The sequence below is a fragment of the uncultured Desulfovibrio sp. genome, assembly GCF_944327235.1.
Taxonomy (GTDB): Bacteria; Desulfobacterota; Desulfovibrionia; order Desulfovibrionales; family Desulfovibrionaceae; genus Desulfovibrio.
In genome coordinates, this window is record NZ_CALVHE010000007.1 from 23891 (window position 1) to 41056 (window position 17166).

Annotated in this window: 14 protein-coding genes; 8 read left to right on the forward strand and 6 right to left on the reverse strand. The window is 63.5% G+C overall.

The window, feature by feature from the left end; genetic code table 11:
* Positions 1 to 193 precede the first annotated feature (193 nt).
* From Q0K00_RS02195 to fliW, 7 genes are all read left to right on the forward strand, one after another.
* On the forward strand, positions 194 to 1300 hold the full coding sequence (locus Q0K00_RS02195) for a flagellar basal body P-ring protein FlgI (protein WP_297227042.1): 1107 nt from the start codon (positions 194 to 196) through the stop codon (positions 1298 to 1300).
* A gap of 27 nt (positions 1301 to 1327) precedes the next feature.
* On the forward strand, positions 1328 to 2812 hold the full coding sequence (locus Q0K00_RS02200; RefSeq protein WP_297227045.1) for a rod-binding protein: 1485 nt from the start codon (positions 1328 to 1330) through the stop codon (positions 2810 to 2812).
* Positions 2813 to 2929: 117 nt separating this feature from the next.
* The gene (flgN, locus tag Q0K00_RS02205) at positions 2930 to 3397 is read left to right on the forward strand and encodes a flagellar export chaperone FlgN (protein WP_297227047.1); all 468 of its coding nucleotides are present in this window, start codon (positions 2930 to 2932) and stop codon (positions 3395 to 3397) included.
* A 2-nt stretch (positions 3398 to 3399) separates the two neighbouring features.
* Positions 3400 to 5523: a flagellar hook-associated protein FlgK gene (flgK, locus tag Q0K00_RS02210; RefSeq protein ID WP_297227049.1), complete on the forward strand. Its 2124-nt coding sequence runs from the start codon at positions 3400 to 3402 to the stop codon at positions 5521 to 5523.
* A gap of 19 nt (positions 5524 to 5542) precedes the next feature.
* Positions 5543 to 7108, forward strand: a complete 1566-nt coding sequence (flgL, locus tag Q0K00_RS02215) for a flagellar hook-associated protein FlgL (protein WP_297227051.1) — start codon at positions 5543 to 5545, stop codon at positions 7106 to 7108.
* A 10-nt stretch (positions 7109 to 7118) separates the two neighbouring features.
* Positions 7119 to 7355 (forward strand): carbon storage regulator CsrA, encoded by a 237-nt coding sequence (csrA, locus tag Q0K00_RS02220; RefSeq protein ID WP_297227053.1) that lies wholly within the window; start codon positions 7119 to 7121, stop codon positions 7353 to 7355.
* Positions 7334 to 7807 (forward strand): flagellar assembly protein FliW, encoded by a 474-nt coding sequence (gene fliW / locus Q0K00_RS02225; protein ID WP_297227054.1) that lies wholly within the window; start codon positions 7334 to 7336, stop codon positions 7805 to 7807. The genes csrA and fliW overlap by 22 nt, the downstream gene beginning before the upstream one ends.
* 314 nt (positions 7808 to 8121) lie before the next feature.
* On the opposite strand, the gene ldhH is transcribed toward fliW, so the two are convergent.
* The 5 genes from ldhH to Q0K00_RS02250 all read right to left on the reverse strand — a co-directional run bounded on the left by ldhH (position 8122) and on the right by Q0K00_RS02250 (position 14228).
* Positions 8122 to 10296 carry an L-lactate dehydrogenase (quinone) large subunit LdhH gene (gene ldhH, locus Q0K00_RS02230; RefSeq protein WP_297227056.1) on the reverse strand — a complete coding sequence of 725 codons (2175 nt, stop codon included), beginning with the start codon at positions 10294 to 10296 and terminating at the stop codon, positions 8122 to 8124.
* Positions 10289 to 10927: a lactate utilization protein gene (locus Q0K00_RS02235; protein WP_297227058.1), complete on the reverse strand. Its 639-nt coding sequence runs from the start codon at positions 10925 to 10927 to the stop codon at positions 10289 to 10291. The genes ldhH and Q0K00_RS02235 overlap by 8 nt, the downstream gene beginning before the upstream one ends.
* A gap of 17 nt (positions 10928 to 10944) precedes the next feature.
* The gene (locus Q0K00_RS02240) at positions 10945 to 12255 is read right to left on the reverse strand and encodes a (Fe-S)-binding protein (RefSeq protein WP_297227060.1); all 1311 of its coding nucleotides are present in this window, start codon (positions 12253 to 12255) and stop codon (positions 10945 to 10947) included.
* An 11-nt stretch (positions 12256 to 12266) separates the two neighbouring features.
* Complete coding sequence (locus Q0K00_RS02245; RefSeq protein ID WP_297227062.1) at positions 12267 to 13655, reverse strand: FAD-linked oxidase C-terminal domain-containing protein; 1389 nt, start codon at positions 13653 to 13655, stop codon at positions 12267 to 12269.
* 78 nt (positions 13656 to 13733) lie between these two features.
* The gene (locus tag Q0K00_RS02250; protein WP_297227064.1) at positions 13734 to 14228 is read right to left on the reverse strand and encodes an EVE domain-containing protein; all 495 of its coding nucleotides are present in this window, start codon (positions 14226 to 14228) and stop codon (positions 13734 to 13736) included.
* Between the two features lie 278 nt (positions 14229 to 14506).
* Here Q0K00_RS02250 and Q0K00_RS02255 point away from each other — a divergent pair, with 278 nt between their 5' ends.
* On the forward strand, positions 14507 to 16147 hold the full coding sequence (locus Q0K00_RS02255) for a lactate permease LctP family transporter (protein ID WP_297227066.1): 1641 nt from the start codon (positions 14507 to 14509) through the stop codon (positions 16145 to 16147).
* Positions 16148 to 16596: 449 nt separating this feature from the next.
* Here the strand turns inward: Q0K00_RS02255 and Q0K00_RS02260 are convergent, their stop codons facing one another.
* Positions 16597 to 17130: a hypothetical protein gene (locus Q0K00_RS02260; protein ID WP_297227068.1), complete on the reverse strand. Its 534-nt coding sequence runs from the start codon at positions 17128 to 17130 to the stop codon at positions 16597 to 16599.
* Between the last annotated feature and the right edge of the window lie 36 nt (positions 17131 to 17166).

The window sequence follows — 17166 nt, forward strand, 5'->3', positions numbered from 1 at the left end:
ATGCACGGGGAGGACGCCATATGCGGCGTGCTCCCCTTTTTTTGCGTCCGGACAGCGCCAAATGTCTGGCGCGCCGATCGTGAAAATGTCGTATCGTTGCAAGTAACCTCCAGGGATCATTTGTTGTTTTTATTTTATGGCGTGATTTTTGCAAATTCTCCTGCGCCGTATTGTCGGCAGAGGAGAATAGCGAATGAATCTGAATCCGGTTCGCATTGCGTCGTTCCTGCTGGCCCTGATCGTCCTGTCCCTGCCGGGGCGGGCGGAGGCCGTGCGCATCAAGGACATCGCCACTTTTTCCGGCGTTCGTGACAACCAGCTCATCGGCTATGGTCTGGTCGTCGGTCTGGCCGGGACGGGCGACAAGAAAAATTCCGTCTTTACCCTGAGTTCCATGAAAAACATGATGGACCGCATGGGCGTAGGGGTGGATGCCGATGCGCTCAAGGTCAAGAACGTGGCCTCGGTCATGGTGACGGCCCGTATGCCGGTGTCGGCCAAGCCGGGCACCCGTCTGGACGTGACCGTGTCCTCCGTGGGGGACGCTACCTCCCTTTTGGGCGGCGTGCTGCTGCAGACGGCCCTCAAGGGTGTGGACGGCAAGATCTATTCCCTGGCGCAGGGGCCGTTGACCGTGGGCGGTTTCTCCATCACCGGGGCGGCGGCTCGCGCGGCCCAGAACATCCCCACCGTGGGCACCATCCCCGGCGGGGCCATCGTGGAACGGGCCATCCCCTTTGAATTCAATCAGCAGGATCAGCTGACGCTCAATATGCGCATGGCCGACTTTTCCACGGCCCAGCAGATAGCCGAACGGCTCAATGAAGCCATGGGCGGGCCCTACGCCAATGCGCAGGACGCCAGTTCCGTGGTGGTCAATGTGCCGCCGCAGTACCGCAGCAACCTCGTGCCGCTCATGGCCTCCGTGGAGAACCTCGAAGTGTCGCCCGACGTTCCCGCCAAGGTGGTCGTGGACGAAAAGACGGGCACGGTGGTGCTGGGACGGGACGTGCGCATATCTCAGGCGGCCGTGGCGCACGGCAACTTGCAGATCGTGGTGCAGGAGAGCGAGCAGGTCTCGCAGCCCGGTCCCTTCTCCGCCGGGCAGACGGTGGTCACTCCAGGCACGGACATCAACGTCCGCGTGGAGAATCGGCGTCTGGTGATGGTGGAAGGCGCGACGCTGCAGGAACTGGTGGACGGCCTCAATGCCATCGGGGCCACGCCGCGCGACCTTATTTCCATTCTGAGAACGCTGCAGGCGTCGGGATCCCTGCACGCCAGCCTGGAGGTGATCTAAATGGGCGCTTCTTCACTGGATTCCAGCATGATGCAAGCCTCGCTCGGCCAGAGCCAGGGGCGGCAGCTCGAGCTGCAGAACAGGGTGCGCGGCCTCAACGAGTCCGCTTCCAGCCGCCTTACGCCCGAGCAGAAGGAAAAGCGGCTGCGTGAAGCCTGTGAAGGTTTTGAATCCATCTTCATTCAGAAGATGTGGCAGCAGATGCGCGCCACCCTGCCGCAGAACGGTCTGTTGCACAGCCGGGACGAAAAGATGTGGCAGGACATGTACGACCAGGAGCTGGCCAAGTCCATGGCCAGCGTGGGCGGTATCGGCCTGGCGGACATGATGTACGAACAGCTTTCGCGCAATCTGGTGTCGGCCAGCCGGGGCACGGCCGGTACGGCCGGGCGTTCGGCGGCTTTCGTGGCCGAAGCCGCGCCGCTGGTCGCGCCCGCTGCCGAAAAGCCTGCCGAGGTCGGCAAGGGGCCTGCCGTGGTGGCGGACGCCACGCCCGCCGCGTCGCAGAACGCCGGCATCTATGAAGGATATGCGCCGGTGAGCGGGGTGGTTGATCAGAACGCCGCTGCCGCAGCACAACAGCAGACCGCCCCGCAGCAGCTGGCGGCCTTGCAGCCGCCTGCGGCCCCGCAGTCGACAAAGCGGCAGATCGAAGTGCGCCGCCATCAGCGCACTTCCGACCAGCTTTCGGGCCTGCAAATGGCCCAGCAGGCCCAGCGGCAGGCCGGGGACAAGCTGGGCAACGGCGTACGCCCCGCCACGCGGCGTCAGCGGAAGGAGGAAAATGCCTGGCAGGCGACCCAGCCCGCCAGCGTGGCCCAGGCAGGAGCAGCGGTCCCCGCGGCTAACGCGTATGCGCAGCCCGCAGGCCCGGCGGCCAGTCCGGCAGCCATGCAGGCCGCCATGCAACCGCCCCTGACGCCCGCGCAGATAGCGCAGCCTGTAGCGCCGTTCACGCCAGCCGGTACGGCGGCGGCCATGACGGCGGCGGCCCAGCCCGCCCAGTCCGCGCAGCCCGCGGCTCAGCAGGCCAATGCGTCGGATGTGGTGCGCGTCCGCTATCAGACCAATATCCCTCAGCAGGCGCAACAGTTGCGGCAGGGCCTCAATCAGGATCTCATCCGTACGCTCAATCTGGACGCCGGAGGCCAGAAGGCCGGTCAGGGCATCCGGGCCTACCACGTGCAGGGCAACAGCGCCGCTTCCCAGCAGGTGATCCAGACGCCTCAGGCCGCCCAGCTTGAAGCCTCGCAGCTGCAGGCACAAGTACAGCAGCAGAACATGGATGCCGCGCAGGGACAGGCCGGTCAGGCTCCCGTGGCGCCCCTGAGCGGCGCACAGGCGACGGCGCAGGCGCAGCCTGCGCAGCAGCAGATGCCGGCCTCCGGCATCCCGCCGCTGACGGCGCCCCATGCCAGCATGGGACAGACGCCCGTCTTCCAGCCCGCGCAGAAGGGGGAAAAGTCTCGCCTGAGTGCCGAGGAATCGCTTATCGCGGGCGTTCCCATGTAACCTTGTCCACGAACGGCATATCTCTTGCACAATAGAGTGTGCACGCTCCACCGGCGGCAGAAAATGCCGCCGGTCGCATTAGCGGGGGGCGTGTGCAAAAACTGCAAGGATATGTGTATGTTTCAGATCGTTAGTCAATCTCTGCAACGTCAGGCAAGGGCGTTGTCACTGTTGTTCGAGCTGCTGGAAGAGGAATATTTTTCCATCATGGAGCGCAAGACGGAGACCGTCGTGTCGCTGGAATTCTCTCTCCAGGAGCTCATCCGTCAGATCGCAGTGGAAAAAAGCTGCGTGATCCGGTCGCTTGCCGGGCAGCGCGTGCTTGCGTATGCCGAAAGCCTGCCGGAAGAACAGGCTGACGAGCTGAGGAATATTTTTGCCGAAGTGGACAGGGGGGAACAGCGTGCGGCGCGCCAGGCGTCCCGCAATGCGCAGCTTTCGCTTGCGCTGCTCGACCAGAGCACGCGCAATCTCCGTCATTTGACCAAGCAGGTCACCCCCCCCGATGCCGAAATCTACGGATCGCAGGGAACCATGTGCTACAAGGCGCATCCTGATGCGGCCATTATTTCCGGGAGGCTGTGATTATGCTGAGTGGTTTGATGAACATAGGGAAGTCCGCCCTTAACGCCTCGCAGGCGTGGATATCCGTTACCGGTAACAATATCGCCAATGCGGATACCGAAGGTTACTCGCGCCAGTATGTGGACCAGCGCGATTCCTACGCCATCCAGGCCAAGCCGGGCGCCCAGGGGCTGGGGGTCAATGCCCAGCAGGTGCTGCGCTACTATGACGCCTTCCTCGAGCGCTCCTATGTGCGGCAGTCCACCGTGTCCTCCCGCTGGAACGAACAGGACACCATCATGACCTCGCTGGAAGGGCTCTTCAACGAATCCAACCGTTCCGGCGTGAACTCCTCTCTGGGCCTCTTCTTCGATGCCTGGAAGGACCTGGCCCTGTATCCCGACAGCACGGCCCACCGCGAGGCGCTGCTTTCCTATGCCGAATCCATGGGGGACATGTTCTCCTCCACAGTGGACAGCATCAAGCAGCTGCAGAGCGACATGGACAAGTCCATCGACGAGACCGTCGCCCGCGTCAACGAGATCTCCAAGGCCATTGCCGACGTCAACAAGCAGATCACGGCCAATACGGTGGAAGGGATCAGCAATCCCAACAACCTGTATGACGAGCGCGACCGCCTGGTGCGCGAGCTGGCGACCCTGGTCGATGTGGAGACCATCGACAACGGCAAGGGCGACTTCCGCGTGCAGCTGACTACCGGTCAGCCGCTGGTGGACAAGCAGGAATCCTGGGAACTGGAGATGCTGGACCCGCAGGCCGAGAACCGGCTGCGTCCGGAATCCACCTATCAGGGCCAGATCGAATTCGAAGGCTCCGACGGCTTCGAGTACACCGTCGAGATCGTCAACGGCGGCAACGTGGGCGACAATCCGCCCCCGTCGTTCCGCGTGTCGCTGGACGGCGGCAAGACCTGGCTGCGCGACGACAACGGTCAGGAGCTGCGCTACGACATCACGGACAACGACGGCGACGGCAAGATCGACCCGGTCAAGGTGAAGAACCTGACCATCTCCTTCACGGATACGCAGAATTTCCACGCGGGCGACAATTTCGACATCGTGCCTAAGCGCGCTCTCTACTGGATCGAGCCCACGCGCGGTCCGGAAAACGTCACGCCCCAGCGCTACCTCAACGGCACGGAGAACACTAACCGCGTGACCGGCGGCAAGCTGGCGTCCTACTTCAACATCCGTGACGACAACTGCAACCGCTATCTGGACGAAGTCAACGCCACGGCCGAAGCCCTCATCTGGGAAGTGAACCGCCTGCACAGTCAGGGCGTCGGCCTGAAGCCGCTGGACTACGCGCAGGGCACGCAGACCATCGGGGCCATCAATCAGGCGCTGGGTTCGCCGCAGTCCATGCACGCCTACAGCGACCGTCTCCAGGCGGGCAACGTCAACTTCCACTTCTACAACAAGACCACCGGGGAACACGTTTCCTCCGGGATGCTGGACTTCGACGCCGCCACGCCCGGCGTCCAGAACTTCGATCCTTCGGTGCATACGCTTGAGGACGTGCGCGACGCCATCAATCGCTCCTTCCCGGATGCGGCGGGCAACATGCTCAACGCCACCATCCAGGACGGCAGGCTGCTCATCGAAGCCAACCCCGACAGCAACGTCAACTTCGCCATGGGCGCGGACAGCAGCGGTCTCATGGCCGCGCTGGGCATCAACGGCTTCTTCTCCGGCACCGATGCCTCCAGCATGGCCATCAACAACGAGCTGTATCAGGATGCGGATCTGGTGGCCGCGGGCCGCGTCAACGGTCAGTACCAGATGAACGTGGGCGACAACTCTCTGGCCAACGACATGGGTCTGCTGTCCACCAAGAACGTGGTGATCTCCACCGTCTGGAAGACCGTGGATAACCAGAGCATCACCTCGTATTATTCCAACCTCGTCACCACCGTGGGTTCGGACCGGCTCCAGGCCAAGACCAATGCCGAGTACAACACCACGCTCACCCAGGATCTGAGCGACCGCGTGGCTTCGGTGTCCGGCGTCAACCTGGACGAGGAACTGGCCAATCTCATCAAGTACCAGAGTTCCTACACGGCGGCCGCCAAGCTCATCACCACGGCCGACCAGATGCTGGAGACCCTGCTGGGACTCAAGCAGTAGGGCACAAGGAGGGGACATCATGGCAATCCGCGTAACGCAGCGTAATATGTACGGCAGCATGATCAACAACATGCAGAACAGTCTTGCTGCCTATATGGAAAGCGTCATGCAGGGGTCGACGCAAAAGCGCATCAACCGGCCGTCGGACGATCCCGCCGGCGCCTTCCGGGTACTGACCGCCCGTAACCAGATCCAGAACACGGATCAGTACAAGACCAATGTGGAGACCGCCAAGGGCTGGCTGCAGCTGGCCGACAACGTGGTGGCCACTCAGACCAGCAACGTCCTGACCCAGCTCAAGGAACTGGCGGAACAGGCCTCCACGGACACCTATACCGCCGAACAGCGCAAGATCATGGCCGACGAAGCGCGGGCGCTCTTCGGCTCCCTGCTCAATCTGGGCAATACGGAATTCGACGGCAAGAGCATCTTCGGCGGGCACAAGTACGACATCAATGCCTTTGAGGAAAGCCTTGCCGTGACCTCCTGGGACGAGAACTGGGGGCCAGCCGCCAATGAGGGCGCCTTCACCATCGAAGGTTCCTCCAAGAGCACCGTCATGGTGCAGTTTACCAGCGACGGCACCGTGGGCGACGACGACCTGAACTATCGCTGGTCCGCCGACGGCGGCAAGACCTGGACGGAAGGCACGCTGGCGGCCAATGCCGACCCCAACGCCTCCTTCACCATCAACGCCAACGGGGTGACGCTCACCGTGCCGCGCGGCCTGCAGACCAGCGCCGCCGATGTCGATCTCGGCCCCGGGGCCAATAACGGGACCCTGCTCTATATCCGGCCTACGGCTGTGTACAAGGGCGACGACAACAATCCTCCGCCGGACATCGTCGTCATGGGCGGACAGGATGGTCTGGGCAAGGATCAGGTCTCCGCTACGGGCAACTTCGGCAAGGACGTGCTGGTGCGCTTCGATACGGAGGCGGATCTGGCCACTGCCGGTAATGAGTTCAACTATTCCTACAGCACTGACGGCGGCAACACCTGGGTGACGGCCAAGGGCACGACCACCGGCGGCGATACCCTGCGCCTGACCATCCCCGGCGGCTACATGGACTTCAATACCGCGGGCGTCGCGGGCGGCTCCACCATCCCCGCCGGCGCGCAGATCATGGTGCATCCCGACCGCGCGGATCTCAACTACGAGATCATGGAAGACACCTACGTCTCCGTGAACAATGTAGGCATGGAGATCTTCGGCGGGTACTACCAGGGCAAGCCCGCCCTGCCCACCGACCAGAACGTCTTTGAGCTGGCGGGCGAATTCATCGCCTATCTGGAATGCGACAACCGCGACGGCTGCGCGCAGGTGCTCGCCAAGCTGGACAAGACGTGTATGCCCTACGTGGAGTCCCAGGCCGCCAAGATCGGCGCCAAGGAAAACCGCGTGGAGACCGTGTACGACATCCTGGATTTCCGCAAGCTGGACCAGCAGGAACTGTTGAGCAACGTGGAAGACATCGACCTGACGGAACTGCTGACCAACCTTACGCGGCAGCAGATGACCTACAGCATGGTGTTGCAGTCGTCTTCCATGATCATGCAGCTCAATCTTTCCAATTTCCTCTAATGGACGGCATATGCTCATACTTGCCCGTCGTCCAGGGGAAAGCATCTGTCTTGGAGAAAATATACGTATAACTGTGTTGAGTATGCAGGGGAAACAGGTTAAATTGGGACTTGATATCCCTGCGGACACGACCGTATACAGAGAAGAGCTTTACAAACGCGCTGAAGAAGAAAACAAAGGCGCCATTCCCACAAACAACGAAGACCTTATGGTGGCATTGCAGCTATGGAAGAGAAAAAAGCCCTAGAGATCGACACCCGTCTTGGCCGTCGGAGCATCGAAGCCGACAAGATCATCAATTTCCCCCGCGGCCTGGCCGGACTGGAAAACGAGCATTCCTTCACCCTGCTGCAGATCCAGCAGGGAGGAGCGCTGCTCATCCTGCAAAGCACCGAAACGCCCACGCTGGGCCTGATGGTCACGGACCCCTACAGCTTCCTTGACTCCTATCCCGTCATCATCGGTGATGCGGAGCAGATGCTGCTGGGTCTGGAAAAGCCCGAAGATGCGGCCATCCTGGTGACCGTTTCCATCCCCATGGGCAAACCTGAAGAAGCCTGCCTCAATCTGAGCGGTCCCATCGTCATCAACTTCAAGACGCGCGTGGGCCTGCAGGTGCCGCAGTCCGGCGACGGGCCGCAGAAGGTCAGCTTCCGTGAAGTGTTTGAGCGCATGAGCCAGAAAGCCGAAAAGGCCTAGGCGAACATATCACAGCCCAAGAAAAGCGGCGGACAGGTCAGATGCCTGTCCGCCGCTTTTCCTTTTTAGCTCACTTTCGCTTGAAACTCTTCACGTTCCAAGCCATACGGCCTGTCGTTTCACGGAAAAAGCGCGGTGTTTCCGCGTTGTTTTGGCGGGTGGCGTTATGCCGCCGTCACCATGTGTCTCTGTCTCTTCCCCGGTAAAAGCGCGCTGGGGAAGGGAAGGGGGGCTTGGGGGGAAGGGAAAACCCTTCCGCGCCGGCGGAGGGGTTTCCCTTCTCCCCAATAAACAGTGAAGAGTGTTAACAGGCCCTAACCGCGCGTACGCACGTTCTCGGCCATGAGTTCGACGATGTGGCTCACCTTGATGGGCAGCCCCTTCTTTTCCACGCCGCCACGGATCTGCAGCACGCAGCCGGGGCAGTCGGTCACCAGACGCTTGGCGCCGCTGGCCTGCACGTTGCTGAGCTTGTTCTCCAGCAGCTGGGCGGCCACTTCGGGGAACTTCATGGAGTAGCTGCCGCCGAAACCGCAGCAGACGTCCTCTTCCGCGCAGGGCACGTATTCCGCCGCCTGCGCGATGAGTTCGCGCGGAGCGTCCTTGACGCCGCAGCCGCGGCAGAGGTGGCAGGGCAGATGCAGGGTGACCTTTTCGCCGCTCTGGTTGAAGTCCTCGGCTTTCACGCCCAGCGTATCATGCAGGAAGGCGCTGAACGGCTGGACGGACTGGGCCAGCGCTTCCGCCTGATGCCGGTAGGGGCTGTTCTCCAGGATCTCGGGGTAGACGTTCCTGATGTGCGAGGCGCAGCTCGCGCAGAGGGTCACGATGGCGTCATACTTCTTGTGGGCAAAGGCGTCCACGTTCTGCTGCGCCACTTCGATGGCCGTGGCGCGCTGGCCCATGACATCCAGCGGCAGGCCGCAGCAGGTCTGTTCCAGGGGGAAGTCCACGTCCACGTTGAGCGCCGTCATGAGCTTGACGAAGGCTTCCAGCTGATCCGGGAAGATGAAGTCCTGCGCGCAGCCGCTGAACAGCGCGATGCGCATACGAGGCTCCCGCAGCACGGGTTTGATGCGGGCCCAGCGGTCGCGGAAGGATTCGGCGGCGATGGCGGGCAGGGCCTTGTACTGATGCTTGCCCAGGAAGATGGCGGGCAGATGACGCAGATAGCTCACGTTGTCGCTGCCCGTCCCGGTGAAGGGACGCTGGGCGAAGCTCGCGAACTTGATGAGGTTGTGGAACATCTTGCGGTTCTTCATCACCGAGGACAGCAGGCTCATGGGCAGGCCCGCGCCGTCCTTTTCCACCAGGCGGGCACGGATCTCCCGGATGAGGCGCGGCAGGTCGATGCCGCCCGCACAGACGTTCTTGCAGGCTTCGCAGCCGATGCAGTTCTGGCTGAGGATCTTGGCCTTGTCCTGCCCGTGGTAGAAGTAGGTGAGGATGAGCCCGATGGCCCCGATGTAGACGTAGCCCATGCGATGGCCGCCCACCAGACGGAAGACCGGGCAGACGTTGGCGCAGGCCCCGCAGCGCACGCAGCGGAAGATCTGGGAGAAGATGGGGTCCTTGGCGATCTCGGTGCGGCCGTTGTCCAGGAAGACCACATGCATGATCTTCTTGCCGGAGGGAGAGGCCGCGCAGTCGCCCGCGCCGTCCATGAAGGTGACGTAAGAGGTCAGGCGCTGGGCCGTGGCGTTGCGCGGCAGCACCTGCAGGGCCGTCAGGGCCACATCCAGCGTGGGCACGAGCTTGTCCAGACCGGCCAGCACCACGTGCACGCGCGGCAGGGTGGTCACCATCTCGGCATTGCCTTCATTGGTGACGGTGCTCACGCTGCCGTTTTCGGCCACGGCGAAGTTGCAGCCGCTCACGCCCATGTCCGCGCGCAGGAACTTGCGGCGCAGCTGCACGCGGGCCACCTTGACCAGCCGCTGTACGTCCGTGTCCTGCGGGACGCCGGTGGCCTTGGCGAAGTCGTCGGCCACCTGCTGCCGGGAAAGGTGGATGGCTGGCATGACCATGTGCGAGGGGCCTTCATGCCGCAGCTGGATGATCCATTCGCCAAGGTCGGTCTCGTCCACCACGAGGCCGTCGGCCTCCAGCCGCGTGTTGAGGTGGATCTCCTCGGCGGTCATGGACTTGGACTTGATGACGTACTTGACGTTGTTCTCTTTGGCGATGCGGGCGATGATCTCGTTGGCGTCGGCGGCCGTGGCCGCCCGGTGCACGATGACGCCGCGTTTTTCCGCCTCGGCCCGGAACTGGGTATAGAGCTCTTCCATGTGACGGCAGGCGTCGTCCTTGGCGTCGGCGATCTGCCGGATGAGGCCGCGTTCGTCCACTTCCTTGAAGATGGCTTCGCGGTTGGCGCGGTAGGACACGGCAAAGGTGTCCAGCGTCCGGCGCAGGAAGCCGTCTTCCAGCGCGCTGTCGATATCCTTGTGGTATGCGGATACGCTGCCGAGTTTTTCGCTGTTAGACATGGGCATCCTCCAGAAGAACGATATGCAGTTCCAGCGGGCCGTGCACGCCCACGGCGCCGATGCGCTCGATGTCGGCGGTGCGGCTGGGGCCGGTGATGAAGACGGTATAGCTGCCGGGACGCTCGGCCATGCGCTCGCGGAGCTGTCCGGCGATGGACGGCAGGTCGGGGTAGATCTCCGAGGCGCGCAGGATGAGGATGTGCGTCTCGCTGATCATGCCCGCCAGACGAGTATCCTCGTTATCGCCCACGGTCAGGCAGGTGCCGCTGGCGGCCACACCCAGCCGGGCCGTGGTCAGGCCCACGTCGATACCGGCCAGATGGTTGCGCAGGCCGTCCCGGCGGCAGGCAAAGCCCTGCGCGGCGCAGGCTTCGGCCAGGGCGGCAAAGTCCGCATCCGGCAGATCCGGCGCGGCAAGGATCTTCTGCACGCGGGTGGGCACTTTATTGGGGCCGTCCGGGCCTTTTTCCACATCTTCATCGGCCAGCAGCTCGCAGGGCGCCTTGCGGGTGCAGACGTCCACGGCGTACTGCAGGGCGGCGGCCATGTTGGGCAGGCGCTGCACCTGGGCGGCAACGGCCTCCGCGCGGGCTATGAAGAGATCGACAAGTTCCTGATCGACAGGGGCCATGAGTCACTCCTTTGAAACTATGCCGTCGGCCCGTCGCCCAGTCCCAGATGCTGTGCGTACAGCTGGACAGGATGACGGACGGTGACGGCGTCGTGATTTTGCGAAAGCATATCTTCCAGCTGCATCATGCAGGCCGGACAGGCGGCGGCCACCACGGCGGCGCCGCTCTCCACGATATTGTCCCGTTTGCGCTGACCGATGCGCCGGGAAAGGTCATAGTGGGTCAGATTGAAGGAGCCGCCGCAGCCGCAGCAGCGATCGGCCTCGTTCATCTCCACCAGACGGCAGGGCCCGGACGCCTTGATGAGCGTGCGGGGCTGGCTGCGGATCCCCAGTCCCTTGGAGAGGTGACAGGAGTCATGGTAGGTGACGGCGAGCGTCCCCTCGCCGTCGGGCAGGGCCTCCACCTTGAGCACATCCACCAGAAAGGCGGTGATGTCCCGCGTTTTCTCGGCCAGGCGGGCGGCGGCGTCGCGTTCCAGTGAGCCGAGACGCTGGGCATAGCGCGGCCAGAGGGAAGCGATGGTCTTGGTGCAGGTGGGGCAGGGCGTGATGAGGTAGTCGAAATCCCCGCGCAGTTTGGGCAGGTTGACGGCGATCTGCCGCAACATGCCTTCGGCGTCGCCGGACGCCAGCGCCGGCATACCGCAGCAGGCCAGCCCTTCCGGCAGGAAGACGGCCACCTTGTGATGGCGCAGCACCGCAAGGCAGGCCCGCGCCATGTCCACATAGAGCTTGTCCCCCATGCAGCCGAGATAGAAGGCCACCTTGAGGCCGCCTTCCGGGCGCGGTTCGTCCAGAGGCCCGACGAGGGCGGACAGGGGACGCAGGGCCAGCGGACGCACATGCCGCTTGCCCAGCATGAAGGAGAGCATGGGCGCGCAAGCCGTCTCCTGCGCGTCATGGTTGCGACGCAGCACGAGGCGCTGCAGGGGTGCGCCCACGCGCACGCTCATGTTGAACAGCTCCGGCCGGGGCAGCAGGAAGCGGAAGATCATCTTCTTGAGCGGATGCAGGCCGAGGTAGGCGTTGACCACCTCGCGCGCCTCGAAAAAGATCTCCGTGATCTTCACCCCGGAAGGGCAGGCCGCTTCGCAGGAACCGCAGAGCAGGCAGCGGTCGAGCTTGCCCGCCACGGCCTGCGGATCGCAGATGAGTTCATGGGCCAGATTGCTCACCAGCGCCAGCTTGCCGCGGGCCACGTCGGCCTCCTTCATGGTGGCCCCGAACATGGGACAGACGCCCTGACAGAGGCCGCAGCGCATACAGGCCGCCAGCCGGTCATCCAGCGCCATGAGACGCCGGGCGAGAGTGTGCAGATCGCTCATGGCACGACCTCCTAACGGATGCTCACCAGCTTGGTGGGATTGAGCAGGCCCTTGGGGTCGAGGGCGCGCCGCAACCGTTGCGAGAAGAGGATGGTGCCGCGCGAGGTCTCCTTTTCCATCCACTTGGCCTTGGCCGTGCCGATGCCGTGCTCGCCGGAAAGGGTTCCGTGCAGGCTGATGGCCGTCTCGAACATCTCGTCGATGGCGGCCTCCACCCGGGCGAACTCATCGGCATCGCGCTTGTCGCACAGGAAGGTGGGATGCAGGTTGCCGTCCCCGGCATGGCCGAAGGTGCCCACTTCCACGCGGTACTTGGCGGCGATGTCGGTGACGGCCTTCATCATGGCCGGGATCTGCGAGCGGGGTACGGTGGCGTCCTCAAGGACGGTGGTGGGTCGGGCGCGGGCCAGCACGGGCAGGGCCATGCGGCGCGCTTCCCAGAGCTTGGTCTTTTCGGCGGCGTCGCGGGCCACATGCACGGCCGAGGCTCCGGTGCTCTTGAGTACGCGCTCCACGGCTTCGGCGTCATCGGCCACCTGCGCCGGATGGCCGTCCACCTCGATGAGCAGGATGGCGGCCGCGTCGCGCGGCAGGCCGGCATGGGTGAAGTCGTCCACGCGTACGATGGTGTTGTTGTCCAGGAATTCGAGCGTACAGGGCACCACATGGGCGGCGATGATGCCGGCCACGGCTTCGGCGGCTTTCTGCATGTCGTCGAAGACGGCCATGAGCGCCTTGGAGGCCTTCGGCGGGGGCACCAGCTTGAGGATGGCCTGCGAGATGACGCCGAGCGTGCCCTCGCTCTGGGTGAGCATGCCCGCCAGATTGTAGCCGGTCACGCATTTGACGGTGCGGGAACCGCTCTTGACCACTTCGCCGGTGGCGTCGAAGAATTCCACGCCCATGACGTAGTCCTTGGTGACGCCGTACTTGAGGCCGCGCAGGCCGCCCGCATTTTCCGCGATGTTGCCGCCGATGGTGGAAACAGACTGCGAGCCGGGATCCGGGGGATAGAACAGGCCCTTCTTTTCCACGGCCGCGGCAAACTGCGCCGTGATGACGCCCGGTTCCACCACGGCGTAGAGGTCGTTCTCGTTGATCTCGAGGATGCGGTTGAGGCCGTTGGTCAGGATGACCACCGTATCCGGCGCGTCGGGGATGACGCCGCCGGAAAGATTGGTGCCCGCGCCGCGAACGGTCATGGGGATGCCGTTGTCATAAAGCTTCTTGACGCACTGGCCGATCTGTTCGCAGGTGGTGGGGCGCACCACCAGCGTGGGGACCACGGGCGCGAGCACCGCGGAATCATAGGAGTAGCTCTGCCGGTCGGCTTCGGAGCTGAACACATTTTCGGGGCCGAGCAGGGCCTCGAAATCCTTGATGAGAGCATTGTTCGCCATGGGAAAAACCTCGGATCCCGCCGAAAGGATACATTTTGTCACAGTACGTCGGCGGAATAGTGAAAAATGATGACTGTCTTACGTTAGAGGGGACGGGCCTGTAAAGTCCGCCCCGCTGTGTTCGGCCAGCGCACAGATGAAGGCAAAGGCCTCCGGACTGACCGGCTGTACGGACAGGCGGCTGCCCCGCCGCAAAAGCTCCATGCCCGCCAGTTCCGGGAAGGCGGCCAGATCCTTGCGCCGCAGGGGGCTGGGGAAGGCCCGCTCCAGCCGCACGTCCACCATCTCCCAGATGGGCTTCTCCGGCGTGGCGCGCGGGTCGAAGTGATCGTTTTCCGGGTCCTGCGCCGTATGGTCGGGATAGGCTTCCCGCACGATGCGCACCACGCCGATGATGGCGGGGTCGGCCCCGCTGTGGTAGAAGAACCCCAGATCGCCCGCCTGCATGGTCTTCATGAAGTTGCGCGCCTGATAATTGCGTACGCCGTCCCAGGATGTGGTCTGCTGCGGCGCATCGGTCAGGTCCTGCCAGGAAAAGCAGGCAGGTTCGGATTTGAACAGCCAGTAGCGCATCGAGGCGTCCCCCTGTGGGCATGCCGGCAGGCAGCCTGCCGGTGACGGTGGATGAATATGCAAACATGTGGGCAAGAGCCCCGTCCTGTCAAGATGGCAGGGAGGAAAGAAGAGTATGCAACCATTTTTTTCCTTATTTTCTTGACGCATGCAGGGTAAATGAGATATAATTCTGAAAATACCCTGCAAAAAAGGGGCCGTCCTACTTCTCCCTCGGCATGGCATGATGACGGAAGAGGGCGGCAAGGATGAACTTCTAACCGTCTTTGGAGAGTCATATGGCTTGGACTCAGGTGTACGATCCCGCCGGGGGTGCGTTGTTGTCCGCGCTGTGCGCGGCGGTTCCGCTCATTGCACTTTTTTACATGCTGGCCGTGCGCCGCGCCAAAGGGCATCATGCCGCCGGCGTGGCCGTCGTGCTGTCCTTCGCGCTGGCTGTGCTGGTCTGGGGGATGCCGGCCACCACGGCATTCAGCTCCTTTCTCTACGGGGCGGCCTTCGGCCTGTTCCCCATCGTGTGGATCGTGATCACGGCGGTCTGGGTCTATAATATGACCGTCGAATCCGGCGAATTCGAGTACATCAAGCAGTCCCTGGCGCGGTTGACCGACGACCGCCGCCTCCAGGCCATTTTCATCGCCTTCGCCTTTGGTTCCTTCATCGAAGGCACGGCGGGCTTCGGCACGCCTGTGGCCATCACCGCCGCCATGCTGGTGGGCCTGGGCTTCAAGCCGCTCTACGCCGCCGGCATCTGTCTCATCGCCAATACCGCGCCTGTGGCCTTCGGGGCCATCGGCGTGCCGGTCATCGTGGCCGGGCAGGTCTCGGGCTTCTCCGACCTGCACATCAGCGCCATCGTGGGCCGTCAGCTGCCTTTCCTTTCTGTCATCGTGCCGCTCTGGCTCTGCGTGGTCATGTGCGGCTTCAAGCGTTCGCTGGAAGTGCTGCCCGCCATCATCGTCTCCGGCGTCTGCTTTGCCGGCTCGCAGTTCGTGTTCTCCAATTTCCACGGTCCGACCCTGCCGGACATCATGTCCGCCATCATCGCCATCATCGGTCTCGTGCTGCTGCTGCGCGTCTGGAAGCCTGTGCGCATCTTCCGCTTTGAAGGCGAGTCCGAAGCCGTCCTCGAGGGCGAAGCGCCCCGTTTCGGCGTGGTGGTGCGCGCCTGGGGGCCTTACATCATCCTGGCCGTGATGGTCTTTTTCTGGGGGCTGCCCCAGTTCAAGGATCTGCTCAACGCCGTTCCCGGCGCGGTCATCAAGTTCAGCTGGCCCGCTCTTGACGGCCTCGTGCTGAAGGCCGCTCCCATCCTGCCCGCGGGCAAGGATCCGGTCTATGCGGCGCAGTTCACCCTCAACTGGCTCTCCGCTGGCGGCACGGCCATCCTCATCGCTGGTTTCCTCTCGGTGCCGCTCATGCCCGGCTACAGCTTCAGCCGTGCGGTGAGCTGCTTCGTCCGTACCGTGGTGCAGCTGCGCTTCCCCATCCTGACCATTGCCATGATCCTGGGGCTGGCCTATCTCATGAACTACTCCGGCATGAGTTCCACGCTGGGCATCGCCTTTACCCTGACCGGCAGCATCTTCCCCTTCTTTGCTCCGCTGCTGGGCTGGCTGGGCGTGTTCCTGACCGGTTCGGACACCTCGTCCAACGCGCTGTTCTGCGGCATGCAGCGTTCCACCGCCGAAGTGGTGGGCATGCCGCCTGAACTGGCCGTGGCCGCCAACTCTTCCGGCGGCGTGACCGGCAAGATGATCTCGCCCCAGTCCATCAGCGTGGCTACCGCCGCCACCAGCATGGTGGGACAGGAGGGCGATCTTTTCCGCTTTGCTCTGCCGCACAGTATCGCCATGACGCTCTGCATCTGCGTGCTGACCTGGCTGCAGGCCACGGTGCTGAGCTGGATGCTGCCGTAGATCACGCAACGATAGTCGTCAGCAAGGGCCGTGCCTTCGGGCATGGCCCTTTTGTTTTCCGCGACGGAAGGACCTGTGGCGGGTGAACGACAGGGGGAACGGCTCCCGCAAGTGCGACCATGAGAAGGATGCCGGCGGTCATCTTGGCTGCGGAAGGTGTGTGGAGCGCCCTCAGGCGATCGTCTCCTTGTAGTCCTGCCTGTCATGACCGTTGCCGCCACGTATGCTTAGGCGGACGGTCTCTGTATATATGTCCGCTCCCTGCGGTTGGGGAGGAAAGGGGAGAAAGGGACGACACGAAGGATGTCATGCCCTCGTCTCGCGTGAGGGGGGATGATCGAAAGGCGGCCGAAGGCCGTGACCGTTAGGCGACGCAGGAGCCTTACGGGCATCGACAGCAGAGCGAGGGGGCGCTGCCTCGAACAGGCAACGGATGGTGCCGGCAGCGCCTAGCTGCCGGTGCGGCGCGGCTGGAGATAGCCGGTATCGAGATTCAGGCGGCGGGGATGGTTGACGCCGCTCTGGGCGGGCAGGGTGGCGAGGCCTTCCACGGAAAGCGGTTTGCGGGAAAGGCCGAACGGCTCCAGTTCGCTCATGGGCACGGCGGTACGGGTCGCGCCGTCACCGACGATGTAGATGACCATGATGCGGCGGTCGGCGTGTCCGGCCAGCAGCACGGTGGCGGCGGGATGCCCGCTGGACACCTTGCCCGTGGCATTGTTGAGCAGGGAGGGCATACGCACATCGCTGCGGTGCAGGATCTCCAGGAAATCGTTGCCGGTACGGCCCACGAAGCTCACCAGCGAGCTGCCGTCCTGACTGACCAGCAGGCTGACGGGGACCGTGCCGCCGTGTATGCCGATGTAGGTGGGGCGGGCCCCTTCGGGCATGAGCTGCCAGCCGTCGGAAGAAGCCGCGGCGGTCAGCGGGAGCGGCAGCAGGGACAGTGCCGCCCAGAGAAGGGACAGGAAACGCAGCATCATGTGTCCTTGGCGAAAAACGCCGGTCATCCGCGGAAC